Raw genomic sequence first — 15,693 nt, forward strand, 5'->3', positions numbered from 1 at the left:
GTGATCGCTACGCAATGGGCGGTGGCGCGATCAGCCGAAGTAGCGCAGGAGCGCGTCGTAGAACGTCTGGTCGTCCTCGACCGCCGGTGGGGTGTAATCGATGGACCGCACGTAGTCGACGAAGTCGGCCGGGATCTCCAGGGGTTGGGCGGCCAGGTACTCGACGGAGTCCTCGCGCCAGACCCACACACCGTCGGAGTTCAACGACGAACCGCCGGGGATCCACCGGTCCTGCTCGAACAGGTGCGACACCGCCTCCATCACATCGAATCCGGCCGGTGGATTGCGCAGGTAGGCGATGATCTCGGCGCGGTCGGGCAGGACCTGGTCGGTCGTGGACTCGGCGATCGAGGGCAGTTCGTCGTGCTTGCCGCGGAACATCTCCCGGTACATGCCAACGGGTTTGAGGATCACTGGGTCACATCCTGGATCAGGGTGCCCGCAGCGTCCCACTTGCGCCGCGCGCGCAGTCTGCCGGTTTCGTCGTAGACGTCGATCTGTTTGACGGTGCCGTCCGGGTACCACTCGCGCCACTCGCCGATCGCCCGGTTTCGCGAGGCTGTCCCGTCGGATTGGGGTGAACCGTCGGGGTAGAAGCCCTGGGACGGGCCGTCTTCCATGCCGTCGACATAGGTCATCAGGGTGAACAGCGAGCCGTCGTCGTACAGCTCGACCATCTCCCCGGTGAACAATTCGCCGCGGTAGTACATCAGACCGTCGGGGCCGGTCGCGTCGGCCTCCGGGTCATCCGTGTCGATCCGCCGGGTCATCGATACCTGCCTTCCGTTCGCTGCGTTCCTACGGTGTCACAACCGCGGCGACCGTCGCATCCGGCGTGGTGGCGCCGACGACGGTCAGCTGGAACAACGCGCCGTCCACGTCGAAATCGCCGTCGAACACCTCGGCCAACGAGGCGCGGGTGACCACGCCCGCCTCGGCGTCGGCGACCAGTCGCCGCGCGGCCGCGTGCTGGGATTCAGTGGGCTCGTCGGCCAGCAGACCGGCGATGATGCCCGCGACGATGTCGGCCGTCCACATACCGGGCACCGCCTCGGCAAGGTTGCCGGCGCCCGGGGAATCCGCGCGATACCAGTGCCCGTCAGCCCACCAGTAGCAGAACGAGAGCAGGCCGGAACTCGTGCGCGCGTTCAGCACCGGGTCCGCCACCCACGCCGGGGCGCCGCGATACAGATCGGGCGACTCGGCACCGTCTTGATAGACCGCCGCCAAGGCCGGGGCGTTCCACACCCCGCCCGAGAGCACCGCCCGGTCCCCCGGCAACGCCTGCAAGGTGGACCCGCTGCGGCGCGCGCCCTCGAAAACACAGGTCGACGGCGCCACCCGCGGACCCCACATCGACCCGACCGCGACGAACCCCGCCGCGATCACCGCCCATCTCCGGACCAGCACCGGGAAGTCCGGGAATTCGGTGTCGGTGCCGCATCGCAGCGGCACCCGTCCGGTCGCCTCGTCATCTCTGGCCTGCGCCGCCGCCAGTCGCGGCGGACGCGACTGTCTGCCGCCGTGCCCCACATAGGCGGCCAACCACAATGGCACCTGCGAACGCGGATACGCCGTGAGGTCGGCGCGATAGACCTCGGGTGCGAACAGTTGATCGTCGGGGAAGGGTTCGTCGCCGTAGTCGTAGTCGACTTCGAGCTGTCCCTCGTCGGTGAGGGTCATCAGGAAACGCCACCACGGGCCGTCGCCGAGCGAAGCCGACAGATGCCGGTGCTCGCGCACCGACGCCAGGACCGACTCGGTCGGGAAAACCCGCGCCACCCGATCGTTGTCATCGGTGAAGACCAGCGCCGTCGACTCGCCCGCCACGGTCATCGAGAACGTCGCCTGCACCCGGCGCCAGCCCGGTGGCCCGAGTTCGGCTGTCTCGCGGGCGATCCGGCGACTGAGCTCAGCGGCGGTGTCCAGTGGCGACAGGGTGAATCCGACGTCGGGCGCGGCTGTCGCTTCGGGCGCGGGGACCGTTTCGGGTGCTGTGGTCGTCTCGGCGTCAGGTGTCATCGCGTCAGTGCTCGGCGTGGTCATCGGTGCTCCTCCCAGATCGGCATCTCCCGCTCAGCCACCGAAGATCGTGGCCCGGCGAACCGGGTCGGCCATGACATCGCGGACCATCAGTCCCAGATCCATCTCCGGCGGCAACGACCAGTAGATCAATTCGCAGCGCACGACACCGGCGACGACGACCGCGAGCCTGGTCTGTCGTTGCTGCGACTGCGCCCACTCCACACTCACCGGCCCATCCAGCTCGATCCGCTGCCCACCGACCCGCAGACCCAGCCGGCCCGCGTCCCGGTAGAACACCACGAAGACATTACCGAGATCGGCGAAGAAGCCACCGAGCGCGAGCCCGCCACCGGCCGACGCGAACAACGAACCGGTCGTCGGATCGAACTGCGCCGGTCCCCCGTTGCCGAAGTAGGGCTGCACGAAAACTGGTGTATCAGTGGGACTTTCCGGATGGTACGGACGCTCGGGTGTTCGTCCGGCCCGGCGCCCGCCGCCTTGCTGAGGCGACATGGGCATCATGGGCGGCATCATCGGCGGCTGGGCTCCCGGCTGGTACTGACCGCCGGCCGATGCCTGCGGTACCGCGGACCCGGAATTCGCGGGGGTGTGCCACGGCGGATAAGCGGGCAGCGAGGAACCGCCCTGGCCCGTCGCGCCATAGCCGTTTCCGGTCGGCGGTTGTGCGTAGCCGGGGCCGCCCCCTTGATAGTGCGGAGGTTGGCCGACCGGTGCCTGATAGCCCGAGCCATTCTGCGGGTAGGACGGAACCTGGCCGGTCGACGGATAACCCGAACCCTGCGGCAGCCCGGTCGATGGATAGCCCGAACCTTGCGGTCCGGTGCCTTGCGGGCCTTGTGGCAGCCCGTTCTGCGCATAGTCGGGCCCCTGCGGATAGCTGGGATTCGCCGACTGCGGCCGGCCGGACGGATACTGCGGGGCAGGTGGCTGCTGTGCGTACCCGGGAACCTGCGGCGAACCGTGCGGGTACTGCTGGCCGGCCGGCTGCGGATAACCGGTTTGCGACGGCTGTCCGCCCCCCTGACCGTATGGCGGTTGTCCGTAACCCGACTGCGCAGACGGGCCGCCGGAGCCGTGCGGCTGACTCGAATCATGCGGCGAACGTTGACTGTTCGGCTGAACTTTACCCGACTCGGCACCGCCCCCATCGTGATTCCGGATCGCCGACTCGGGCACCGGCCAGCGCACCGGGTCGCCGGGCAACGGAACCGACAGTTCGTACTCGTATTCGTGCGGCGGATGCGGAATGTGCGAGCGCATCGCGTGCGGGGGCACGCCACGTCGGTCGGTGGCGGTGCCGTCGTCGCGGATCGACTCGGAGTCCGGTGGCGGGTCGTCGCCGTCGGCCGGGTCGTGATTGTCGGTGCCATCGGGTTCGTCCGGCGTGAACCGCTGGTCGGGCAGGTCTTCGGCACGGGCGGCAGCCTCGGGCGTACCGAGGTGGCGCCCGTCGAGTTCGTCGAAACGCCGGGCGATCTCGCGCTGGGCGGCATCGAGGTCACCGGCGATGCGGGCCCGCTCGGCCATGTCGGTGCTCACCCGATCGAGGTGATCGAGCAGTTCCTGATGCACCGCTTCGGCTTCGGCCGCACGACGGTCGAACTCCGCGTCGATGCGCGCGAGTTCGCGGGCGAGCACGGTGTCGATCCGGCTGCGGACATCGGCTTCGGGCGCGGCACCGGCGATGTCGTTGATCGCGGCGATCGGCGCACTCAGCGCCTGCCGGACCTGCTCCATCCGCTCGATGGTGCGGCGCAGATCCGCGTCGGCCTCAGCGGTGAGCAGCCGGTGGTGCTCGTCGAGTGCGGCCAGCTCTTGATCGACGGCCGCCTGGTAACGCGACGCAGCCACCCGACTGTCGTCCGCGGGCAGGCCGCCGGATTCGGCCTGCGCACTGCCGGAGTCGGCTCGATCGCGGCCGTCGGCATCGGCGCGGCCGTCAGCATCGCCGCGACCATCAGCATCGCCGCGACCATCAGCATCGCCGCGACCATCAGCATCGCCGCGACCATCAGCATCGCCGCGACCATCGGAACCCATCCAGTCGACGCCGTCGCTCTGGTCGCTGGGCGGCAGAGCATCGCGCGGTGCGGTATCGCCGCGCGAGAGATCAGGGCCTGCCTGCTGGTCGGGCTGGTCGCCGGAGTCGCGCAAACGTTCGGTCAATCGGCCGAGCAGCCCACGGCGCTCCAGCGAGTCCAGGCTCGCGTTGCCGTCCTGCAGGATCCGGGTGACGGCGGCCTCGATGGTGTCGGCATCGCTGACCCAGCTGTCCGGCAGCACCCGGCCGATCACATCGGAGGGATGCCCCTGCGCGGTCGGCGGCGCCAAGCGCCAGTTGCCGTCACCGTCGCCGACCAGCCACAGCGTGAACGGGCGCCCGCCGAGTTCGACGGTGCGCGCTTCGTACTGTGGTGTCGGTCGCGGCGGGTGCCCGTCCCGCGGTGGCATCGTGAGCTGGCGGGTGTGCAGTTCGTGCGCGACAGCGGCCGGGTGGGCCGGCCCGTACCGATCGGGTTCGGCGGCGTGCATCTGGTGACCGATCGCCGTGAATTCGTCCGCGAGCATCGAGACCTGCACGCGGCGGCGCCCGTGCAGGAAGCTGTCGGCGAACACACTCTGATCCTGGAAACTGTTGGGGCCCAACTGCTTCAGCCAGTCGTCGAACCCCAGCCGGATCCGCCCCTCCCCGCGCAGGCTCAGGTAGCGCGCCAACGCGTGCGCCACGGCTTCGTTGCGATCGGGAGCACGGAACACCCCCTCGGCCAGCGACGCGGGAATATCGCGCAGCGAGGGCCGCCCACCCGGACCGACCACCGGCAACTCATAGCTTAGCCGATGCGATCGGTCCCAGAGCACATTCGAGTATTCCGGGTGATCGATGGCCAGATCGGTGAGCACCCGCAGATGCTCACCAGCGGGCGCGACGACCACCAGGCGGCGGTCGGAGTCCCCCGCATACGGCGAGGCGACCGCGACATAGTCGGTCAGGCGGTGCACCTCGGGATGCCGTTGCAGGTATCGGTCGAGCGCCTGGACGGCCAGCGCGTCATCCGCCGCGAGGTCGGCCGGCACCGCGTCGGCGAGCGCGACCGGACCGTCGGCGCGCAGCCGGTCGGCACTCGCGTCGACCGGCCGCGGACGACCCCACCGCGGCTCACCGTCGTGCAACCCACCGTGCACCAGATCCATCGCGACCTGCGCGGTATCGATGCCTGCCTTATCGAGGTAGCGACGCACCGCGGCACGACCGGCGTCCGCGGCGACCCGCTCGGGTGCCGGCGCGTCGGGCTTACGCTCCGCGGCCCGCTCGGCTTTACGCAGGGCTTTGTCGTGGGCGGCGGCGTAGGCACGTTCGGCGGGACCGACCGGGATGTACTCCCCTGCCACGCGCAACGCTCGGAAGGTCTCGATCTCGGTCGTGAACTGATCGGCGAGCCGGTCGCGGCGCTGCGGGGTATCGCGGGCGATCGCGGCCGGATCACCCGGCTGGTCACTGACCGGAATCCCGTGTGCCCGATCCCAATTCGCGCCGTGATGATCGGCGAGACCGCGACCGTCGACAGTCGCCGGCTCGGCGATCGACGCACGCACCGCACGCACACCCGCTCGATGGGCCGCGCCGTGCACAGCGGACGGCGTCGCGGTCATGTCCTTGCCGATCCGCGCGGCCAGCTCGGACGCGCGCTGATACTCCGCGGCGTAGGTGCGTGCGATGGCGTCGCCCTGTGGCACAACGGGATTGCCCTCGTCGCCGCGGGTGAACGCCCACGCCAGCCCGTGCGCTTCGGCCGCGCGATCGAGCATCGTCGCGACGTATTCGTCGCGCGACATCCGCAACCGTTCGACGCCGTTGTCGCCGAAAGTCCTTGTCAGGTCGACGATCATCGCCGCCATGACCAGTTCCCTCGCCTGGTCGCCCCGTTCACCGTTGCGATCGAGAACGGTCTCGTTGGTGACCGGGTCGTACCCGATCCTGGCGTCGGGCTCAACGCTGTAGCGGATCGCCACGGCATTGTCGGCGAGCACCTGCGCCGCCCAGCGTCCGACCGGGTCGCCGCCCAGTTCCTCGAAGGCGCCGCGCAGCTTGCGCTCGCCGATACCGTCGAGCTGCGGCGGCATCCGGTGCTCGACGAAGCCCGAGCGTGGTGCCGGTTCGGCGGGAGTGTGGGTGGCCGATGCGTCACCGACGTAGAGCACACCCGTCGCGTCACCGTGCACGGTCACCGGCACACCGAGATCAGCGCGAACCGCCGCGGTGACATCGCCGACCAGCTGTGCGCGCGCCGCGACGACTTCCGCGTGCCGGTGCGTGAGCGCGTCCAGGACGTGCACTTCTTCGGTGAGGTGCGGCATGAACACGTGGCGAATACGTTCCAGCAGGAGATCCGCGGTTTCGCGTCGACCGGGTCCGAGCTCGTCGTCGCGGATGTTCATCCGCTCCTGCAGCCTGGAAGCCACTCGCTGCCAATCGGTTTCGATCCGATGCAGTTCGCGGACCGTCGCCGCCTGCGCGCGCACCAAGCCGTCGACGGCGCGGGCGTGCGCCGGCGTCGACGGTACGTACTCGCGCAGTCCGGGCGGCGGGGTGTGCGCGAGTGCGTTGTCCCATTCCCGGCCTGCGATATCCCGGAAACTCCGACCGCCGTGCGGGAAGTCGGCCGCGTCGAACCGCTCGCCCGCCAGCAGACGGTCGGCGCCCGCGGACCGGGCGAGATCGAGGAGCCGGTCGCCGTCGATAGTCGGCTCGGCGGTGCGGGCCGCGGCGACTGCCTCATCGAACGCCGCGAGATAGGAGGCTTCCAGGTCCTGCCGGTAGTCGCTGTCGATCAGGTCGCGCAGCGGTGCCGCCGACACGTCGTAACCGGCGTTCGACATTTCGCGATGGAACTCCGCCTGCCTACCGAGCGCCATCGCCTCCGCCCGCAACCTGGCGTCGATGTGGGCGTCGCGGTCGAGGCCGGCGATCCGGGCCGGGGCCACCTCGAGGTCGCCGGCGAGCACCGCGTCGGCCAGCACGCCCGCCCGGATCACGCCTGCTCCCTGCGCGATCTGGCTGCGTCCCTCGGCGCCGATCACCACCGCCATCGTGCGGCCGTCGAAGTGGTCGGCACCGCCGGCTTCGAGGGTTTCGGGCGTGAAGCGGATCGCGGCGTCGGCGGCGGCCAGCGATCGCACCGCCCGCGTGCCTAGATCGCTGTGCGCGAGGACATCCCGGACTTCCGCGGCCGCGATGTCGGTGGGGCTCGTCCGCCACCTCGCCGGTTGACCCGCGTTGTCCTCGCCGTAGCGGGGTCGCGGTTCGGGGTCGCCGCCCATCCAGTCGATGTCGTCGCCGGGTGTGCGGCTGTGGTCGGCGGGCGGGGTCTTCGGCGGCTCGTCCGGGTTCGCGGGGGTTCCCGCGTCCGGCTCCGGGTCGTCGCCGTCGTCCTCGCGTGCCCGGTCGGGTGACTCCGCGCTCGGATGCTGCTGCGCGGCGTCGAATTCCCGCATCATCCGCAGATGTTCCGCCTGTGCGGTGAGCTCGTCGGCGACCTGTTGCAGGTGATCCAGCGCCGCCCGATGCGCGGCCTCGGCCCGCGCCTGAAGTTCCTCGAATCCGGCTGTCATCCGGTCGATTTCGCGAGCGCGCGCGGCATCGATGAGCGCCGTCGCGTCGGGCCGCCCATCGAGCCCGACCACCGGATCACGCAGCCCATCGAGCACTTCGGCCAGCCGGTCGAGCCGGCGCGCCGAATCCGCATCGGCATGCTCGGCGATCTGACGCTGCGACTCGGTGAACAACTCGAGCTGCCGGGTGGCCGCGTCGCCGAACCGAGCAGGCACGGGCCTGTTGTCGGCCGCTGGGTCAGCGCTGTTGTCCGGCGGCGTCGGACCGGGTTCGGCTCGACGCGGCGGCGTCGAATCAGGATCGACCGAACTGCTCGGCGTCCCAGCGACCGGGTCAGGCGTTGCCGCCGGACCACTCGGGAGCGCCGGTCCGGACGGAGTTGCCGGTCCGGACGGGAGCGCCGGTCCAGGCGGAGTTGCAGGTCCAGGCGGAGTTGCAGGTCCAGGCGGAGTTGCAGGTCCAGGCGGCGGCGCAGGTTCCGGCGTTGGCGCCGGTCCGGACGGCAGCGCAGGTCCCGACGTAGGCGCCGGTCCGGACGGCAGCGCAGGTCCCGACGTAGGCGCCTGCCCAGACGGCAGCGCAGGTCCAGGTGTCAGCGCCTGCCCGGGCGGAAGCGCAGGGTCGCGCGGCGGCGTGGGGTTGGACGGCGACGTCGGGTCGGGCTGGTTCGGGTCGGGCGGGCTCGGGTCGAGCACACGTGGACCGTCGGATTCGGGTGCGTTGTCGGGCGTCGGCGCCGCGGTGGGCCGGTAGAACTCGTCGCTGAGCTGGACGAGTCGGTCGATGAGCGCGGCGCGGCGGCGGACCTCGCCACGCAGCTTGTTCAGCTCCGCTTCCAGCCCCTCGCGATCCAGTCCCGCATGCTGATCGGGATCGCCCGCGCGGAACTTCTCGTACGCGTCGTAGTAGCCCTTCTCGTCGAGCGTGGTGAGGTCGAGCCCGACCAGCAGCATCCAATCCGGATTCGGCTGCGGCCGTGGATCTCTCGAACCCTGCGTCGTATCGGCGCCGAAGGCGCGGTGGGCGTTGTCCGCCAGCAACCGGGCGAAGTCGAGTGGATCGCCGTCGGGCAGCGCGGCCGCGATCACCTCGCGCAGGGCATGGATCGCCATCGGGTCGAAGATCGCCAGCGGGCCGAGGCGACGCGGGTCGGCGCTGCGGTCGCCGCGCGCTACGTCGGAGTACGGGTCGAGCTCGTTCAGCTTTGCCACGTACTCTGCCAGCGCCGCCGCGACAGCCGGCTCACGGCGCTCGCGATCCCTGACCTCCGAGAGCAGCTTCTCCCAGTCCAAGGCCTCGGGATCGGGCTCGTAGTCGAACTTGTTGGTTTCCTCGTTCGCGGTGAACTTCTTCGGTTGCAGCGCATCCGCTTCCAGCCCGAGCGCAGTCGTGAGCTGCGCACGCGCGGCGTCGACGCCGTCGGGATCGATCCCGCGCAGCTTTTCGGCGTACGCCGCGAGAGCCTCGTATTGCTGCCTGCGCCGGGAACGGGGCTGACCGCGATCGGCCAGGAGTTCGCCCAACCGATCCGCGGTCAGTTCGGCGGCGGTGAGTTCGAATGTGTCGGCCAGTTTGCTGTACTTGTCACTGATCGATGTGTACTCGTCGATCGCCCGCGCGTAGCGCGCGAAATCGGCCATTCCCTCCAGCAGCGCGGCCCGCACCGCGTTGTCGACGCGCAGGTCGGCGACCGCGTCATCGATGCGGCGAACATCCAGTTGCCGATGTCCTAGCCCGAGTTCCTGTGCCACATCGACCAACTCGGTCAGCAACTCGGCGCGCGTGCGCGGCAGCGGCGGCGGCCCGCCGACGGTCGCACCGGGCTCGGGTGCCTGCACGGCCCGCCATTCGCCGTCACCGTCGCGCAGCATCGTGACCACCAGCTCGCGACCATCGCTGATCTGCCTGATCTGCCGGACATCCGGCGTCGGCGCGGGATCGAGGTGGATCGTGCCGAAGGCGTCCACCCGCGCGGTCCGGAATTCCAGCTGCAGTGTGCCCGTGGCGAGATCGTCGCCGAGCTGGGGATGGTCGGCGAGCACCTGTGCCAGCGCGCTGTCGCGGTCCAGCGTCCCTTCGATGACCAGCAGCCGGTCCGGCTGTCCTTCGCCCAGCGGTATCCGGGCGACCTGATCACCGAAGTTCGCGCCGACCACGTCGCGGGTGATCCGCAATACCGGTTCGGCCGCGGCGATGAATTCGCCGAGCTGCTCGGCCCGCAGCTGCGCCGCCGCACGCAGCTCCGCGATGATCGAATCCCGCTCCGGTCCGCGCATCGCGACCGGATCGACCTCGAAATGTCGTGCCCATGTGGCTACTTCGTCGAGCAGCTGCATGCGCCGGAACGCCTGCTCGAAGTACATGCGCTGGACCGAGTCGCCGCCTGGCTCGGTGCCGAGCTCGCGGAAAATCGGCAGCGCGTCCGCGCCGTTGCCCACCGCGCCCACGTCGATCATGGCCGTGCCGCTGCCGAAAGCGGTCATCAATTCGCGCAGGAACGTGTCTAGGTGGCTTTCGTTGTAGGCGATGGGCAACCCGGCGAGCGGAACAGGGCGGCCGGGTCCGCCGAGGTCGTCGAGCTGAGCGGGCACCGCACCCTCGGCAGGCGGCGCGGATCCTGCGATCTCCGGGTGTGGGGTACCGCCGTCGAGTGCGGCTCGCGGGTCCGGGTCGGACGTACGGACATAATGAACAGTGCTCTCGAGCTCGGCGCGGCGGCCGGCAGCCGCCAGCCCTTCGACCGCCGCCGCGTCCCGCCAGGCCAGGTAGGTCTGCTCGTCGACCACTCGGCGCACGGTCAGCGGCGACTCGTCGGGCAGGTTGAAACCGAAGCGCGCCGCCAGACCGGTCAACGAGTTGTCGGCCACGGGTAGTTGCGACGACTCGGGGGCGGGCAGCGGTTCGTCCCACCACGGGGTCTCACCGCGTCGCAGCGTCTCGGCGTCGTCGAGCGCGATCAGGCCACGAATGTCGAGGTCGTCGATGATCTGGCGTCGCAATTCGCCCTCGGCACGGTCGAGCGCGTGCAGGAGCATATTTCGTGCCTCGCCCCGGGAAATACGCTGGACGTCGAGCTGGTCGAGCGCCATCGCGCGCAGCTCTGCCGGATCGCTTTCGGTGAGCTCCGGCTCATGGACAGTGCCGTCGTCGTCGTGGACCGGCACGTGCTCGCCCGCGACTTCGGGCCGCAACGACGAGAAGCGACCCAGGATCGGTGCGTGGGCACGGCCGCGATAGAAGGTGATCGCCGTGGTGATGAAGCCGGGGCCCATGACCGCGTGACCGGCGTCCGGCGCCTCCCGGATTTCATGTTGACCTGGGTGCGCCGGCGGACTGTGCGGGGTGGGGAGCTGGTGCCCCGGCTGCAGCGCCTGCGCGCCGTCGCGCAACGGCGTGAACCCGTCGATTCCGCTCCCGGCCACGTGGTCCGGGTTCCGCCGGCCGACGAGGCCGCGCAGCCGATTCACCACCCCGCGCAACCCGGTCGCCGGCACGGGTGCGGGTGGTTCCTCGGGTGTCGCCGGTGTGTTGTCCGGCCGCGTGGCGAGTCGCCAGTTGTCGGTGCCCGCGGGCTCCACCCGCACCGGAACCGACTCACCGTCGACCGTGACATGGACGATGCCCGGCTCGTCCGCGCGCACCGGCGTCGCACCGGGTTCGCCTGGGGGAAGCGCGTTTCCGGCACCCTCGCCCGGATCGGGGGCACTCGCGGGGGCGAGTGGACGCGTCGGCGGCTTGTTCGCGCCGCCGGACTCGTCGGCCGCGGGCGGGACGTGCTCACCGTCGTCGTCATCGCGACGGCTGCCGAGCCAGTCGATGTCGTCGTCGGAGCCACGGTCGCGTGCGTCGTCGGCGCGGTCGCGTGCGTCGTCGGCCCGATCGCGCGAGTCCTCGGCCCGGTCACGTGTGTCGTCGGACCGGTCACGAGTGGTCGTCTCGTCGGACCGGGCGCGTGGTTGTTCTTGCACCGCATCGGGATCGCGCGTCGCTCTGATCTGCTCGGCCTGTGCGGCCAGTTCACGACCGAGGTGGCTGATCTGGTCGAGCGCGGCCTGATGCCGCGCCTCGGCCTGTTCGGCGCGCCGCACGGCGAACTCCGTATCACGCGCGAGCTGCTCTGCCCGGGCCGCATGACTACGCTGCGACGGCGACCCGTCCGGGTCTTGATCGAGACTGTCGCGCGCGGCCAATTCTTGTTCCACCCTGATGAGCTGATCCAGGGTTCGCGCCAACTCCGCATCGGCCTGCCCTGCGAGTTCGTCGAGCCTGGCGTTCGCCTCAGCCAGCAACGAATCAGCCTGCCGAACAAGCGAATCGGAGTTCGCGTCGACATCGGGTGCGGTGCCGGCCAGGCGAGCGAGACGATCGGCGAATTCGGCTCGGATGCGCTCCGCTTCGTCGGTGAGCCTGCGATGTTCGGCCGTCGAGGCGTCCATCTCCTGACGTGGCGTAGCGCCGGCGTCGGGTGGCCCGGTAATCGCCGGGTCCGGCTGTGGGGTGAGGATATCCAGGCCGACCAGCGATTCGATCACCCCGTCGGCATTGCGCCGCACATGATCGAAGGGGGTGAAATCGCCTGGCGGGTAACCATTCTGATATCCGGTCGCGCTCTCCGTACCGCTCAGCAGGTTGGTGCAGTTGGCGCAGCACGGCGCGAAGATCCGCACACCCTTGACGAACATCGGCGAGTTGATGATGTCGGGCAGCGCGTCGGCGTCATCGCGCAGATGACCCCACTCCGGCGTCTCCCTCAACCGAGCCCGATCGTGCAGGATCTGGTTGGTGGTCTTCACTTCGGCGTGCGCCAGCGGTTCGTCGGGGTGCGGCTGGTTGAAGGTCTCCGGATCGTCGCCGCGAGTGTAAGTGCCCGCCCGCATCTCGTTCAGCCGCTGTCGCAGCGTCGGATGCACGTCGGCATCGAGGATCACATCACCGACCCGACCGTTGGCCGCCTCGTACACCCGCCCGGTGGCCCGGTCGATCCCGACCGACACCACCGCGCCCTGCGCCTTCTTGCTGAGCACCTTGTCCTTGGCGGCCTGCACGAAATCCGCCTGCCGTTCCAGCCCGAGCCTGCGCACGAAATCGGCGATCGGCTCCCCGCCGACATGGGTGATCAGCCCGTTCTCCCTGGTCGTGCTCGCTGGATCGAGCACGCCGAGCAGGTGGGAATCGGTACTCGGTGGTGGCGGCACGACCATCGCAGGCAGCTCGGGATCGGGCTGCAGGAACGAACTCGGCTCGAGCCGTGGCCCGTCCTCGCCCATCACATCGAGGCCGTACCGCCAGTCGGCGTCATTGTGTAGGTCATCCGGATCACGCGCAGGTGGTGCCGCGGAGTCGCCCTCGACCTGCGGCGCTGGGTTGGCGGGCAAGGGGAACGTACGCCATTCGCCGTCCGGCGCGACCTGCACGGGCGAGTCCGGAGTACGGGGCGCGCCAACGGGTTTCGTCGGTGCCAGCACCGGCGCGTCGATCCGGTCGGCGACGTACTGAGCCCACCCGTTGTCGTTGCCACTGTGGCACGACAGCAACCGCACCGGCGTACCACGCACATAGTGCGGGTTGAGCAGGATCGCGTCGACGATCTGCTGCGGATGCACCTCGGACCGGTCGCCGGGAATGGGCGCGCCGTCCTCGGAGCCGTGCACGATCACGTCGTGCATACCCTCGTTGCGCGCGTTCTCGCGTACCCGATGGGTGCGTGGATCGTCACCGATGGAGGTGCTGTGCGGGGTGTACACAACGCCTTCACCATTGGGCAGGTAGCTGTCGAAGATATCGCGCACCTGGGGTTCGTCGATGGTCTCCGGGTCCGGTTTGCGGCCGCTGCGCATTTCGTCGCCCGCGCCGGGGGTGGGATCGGTGCCGTCGGATCGAGTGCCTGTCCGCGTCGTCCGCGCGGCCGCCTGCCCGCCCGGTGCCACTACCGGCAGGATCGGCGCGACGGTATCGCCGCGGCCCGCACGCGTGCCCGCCCGGCTTTCCGGGTCCGGCCTTGCCATCGAGCCGTCGCCGATGCGCGGCCGTTCGGTGGAGGACTGCGGCAACCCACCGCGGGTCTCCGGCGCACCCGCCCTGGCCTCGGCGACGCTCGACCGGTCGGCACCGGGAGCATCACCGGGTGCGTGCATCTCGGGTGCGAGACCCGATCGCGCGGGTGTCGTCTGAGCACCACCGGGCTTCACGTCTCCGGCGCCCTGTACTGCGGCAGGTCCGGGGGTAGCGGGTTGGCCCGCGTTCGCCGGAGCGGCGGGTGCTTGCCCCGCACTCGCCGGAGCGGCGGCCTGACCCGCCGTCACCGGGGTCGCGGGTGCCTGACCGGCACTCGCCGGGGTCGCGGGTGCCTGACCCACACTCGCCGGGGCGCCGTGCGCGGCCCCGGTTGCCGCGGCTGTGCTCACCGGCCCGGCGGCGATCTCGGGGCCGTTCGCACGAGCGGGGTGCAACCCATTCCCCTGCTGCGCAACCCCATCGTCGCTGCCACGAGTCGCCCCGCCCTGCTCGGCCGATCCTGCCCGATGATCATCGCCACGTTGGACGGCCGAATCCGATTGTCCGCCAGACTGATCCGATTCATCGCTCTCGGCGCTCCGTTGCGGACCACCTTCATCGCGTACCGGTGCACCACCCTCACCGCGAGCGGAATCACCCTCGGCGCGCGGCGCGTCGACACCCGTCTTCTGCGAGGTCTCGCCAGAGCCCGCCCGCTGGTCACCGCCGGGACCGGCCGCGCCCGGGTCGGTGGCACCCGCGGGCCGCATCGCCGAGCCGTCGCCGGGCCCGCGGCTGCTCTGTCCCGCGGTGTCGTCGCGCCGCTCGCCCCTCGTCTCCGGGTCGTCGCCCCCGCGCGCCTCGCCATCCGGGCCTACGCCGAGCTCGTCCTCACCTGCTCCGCGCGCACGTGGACCGTCCCCACCCTCACCCTCGGCCCGGCCACCAGGGCCGTTCTCACCACCCTGCCGACCACCGGAACCCTCACCCGCGCCGATGTTCCCGAATTCCCCGAGCAGTGGATTTAGCCGATCCGCCAGACCGGACCGGCCGGTCATCCCCGGTGCCATGTGCTGCCACGCCGTGTTCGCACCGACCTTGTTCACGCCCGACATGAAGCCGTTGCTGGCGCCCGCGGTGAACATCAGTGGGTCGATCGTGGTCAACGACTTCTTGGCGTTGTCCCACGCCGTGTCCAGATCGAATCGGTAGGCATCGATGCCGAACTGGGTCGCGGTCGCGGCGGCCAGCCCGGCGCCCGCGCCGACCAGCCCGGCAGCGGGGCCGGTGATCGCCGATTGCAACCACTTATCGGTGACGCCATTGTTCTTGAGCCAATTGCCCATCGCGTCGCCCGCGGGCCCAGCCGCCGCACCGCCGGCGGCCGAACTGATCGCGGTCACGATGATCTGGTCGACATTGAGCTTGTCGCGGCTGCCCTTGTCGACCTGCCACTGCTGAACCAGGTACTCCTGCATGGTGCCGAGCGTCGCGTCGATCGCGACGTGCCTGGCCAGGAACTTGACGACGGCGTTGGCCGCGGCCCGCCCGATCCACCGGATGATCGCGGCCGTCGCGCGCTCGCCGAGAATGCGCACCGCGATCCTGGTCGCGGCGATCGCGAGGCCCTCCACCAGCAGCGCCGTCGGCGGGAACAACCACGCCGCCGCCAGCTCCGCGGCCAGCAGGAGCAGCGAGGTCCAGAACATCATCTTGGTGTATTCGATTTCCATGGCGACGCCGTCGACCGATTCGGCGACGAGGTCGAAATACCCGGCGAGCTTGCCCAGCGACTGATCACCGGTGCGCATGCTGTCGAGCGCCTTGGTCATCTCCACGACGCCCTCACCGGACGGATACGCCTTCAGCGAGGCGGCCTTCGCGTCATCGATGTCGGGCAGGATCGCGCGCAGACCGTCGGCGGCGGTTCGCCAGTCCTGCGCCAGCTTCCACATCGCGGTTTCGTCGCCCTCGGGCCACTCCATCCCCGCGACGATCTTGAGCCAGCTCAGCTCATCAGGCAGCTCGATCATGCGGCGCTA

General features: G+C 70.1%; 4 protein-coding genes. All 4 read right to left on the reverse strand.

The annotated features are described in order from the left end of the window. Positions 1-30 precede the first annotated feature (30 nt). The 4 genes from ACFXKN_RS12025 to ACFXKN_RS12040 are packed head-to-tail and all read right to left on the reverse strand — an operon-like array spanning position 31 to position 15,684. The gene (locus ACFXKN_RS12025; RefSeq protein ID WP_378953849.1) at positions 31-414 is read right to left on the reverse strand and encodes a hypothetical protein; all 384 of its coding nucleotides are present in this window, start codon (positions 412-414) and stop codon (positions 31-33) included. Continuing rightward, on the reverse strand, positions 411-770 hold the full coding sequence (locus ACFXKN_RS12030) for a hypothetical protein (protein ID WP_266296744.1): 360 nt from the start codon (positions 768-770) through the stop codon (positions 411-413). Before ACFXKN_RS12030 ends, ACFXKN_RS12025 begins: the two co-directional genes overlap by 4 nt. 28 nt (positions 771-798) lie before the next feature. Then, positions 799-2,046: a hypothetical protein gene (locus ACFXKN_RS12035; RefSeq protein ID WP_378953842.1), complete on the reverse strand. Its 1,248-nt coding sequence runs from the start codon at positions 2,044-2,046 to the stop codon at positions 799-801. 30 nt (positions 2,047-2,076) lie between these two features. Continuing rightward, complete coding sequence (locus tag ACFXKN_RS12040; RefSeq protein WP_379432959.1) at positions 2,077-15,684, reverse strand: hypothetical protein; 13,608 nt, start codon at positions 15,682-15,684, stop codon at positions 2,077-2,079. Positions 15,685-15,693: the final 9 nt, after the last annotated feature.

This window comes from Nocardia sp. NPDC059195, assembly GCF_042754695.1.
GTDB lineage: Bacteria > Actinomycetota > Actinomycetes > Mycobacteriales > Mycobacteriaceae > Nocardia.

Excerpts from the sequence above, each read along its gene's own strand:
- ACFXKN_RS12040 (WP_379432959.1), bottom strand. The coding sequence starts at position 15,684 with ATGATCGAGCTGCCTGATGAGCTGAGCTGGCTCAAGATCGTCGCGGGG.
- ACFXKN_RS12035 (WP_378953842.1), bottom strand. The coding sequence starts at position 2,046 with ATGACCACGCCGAGCACTGACGCGATGACACCTGACGCCGAGACGACC.
- ACFXKN_RS12030 (WP_266296744.1), bottom strand. The coding sequence starts at position 770 with ATGACCCGGCGGATCGACACGGATGACCCGGAGGCCGACGCGACCGGC.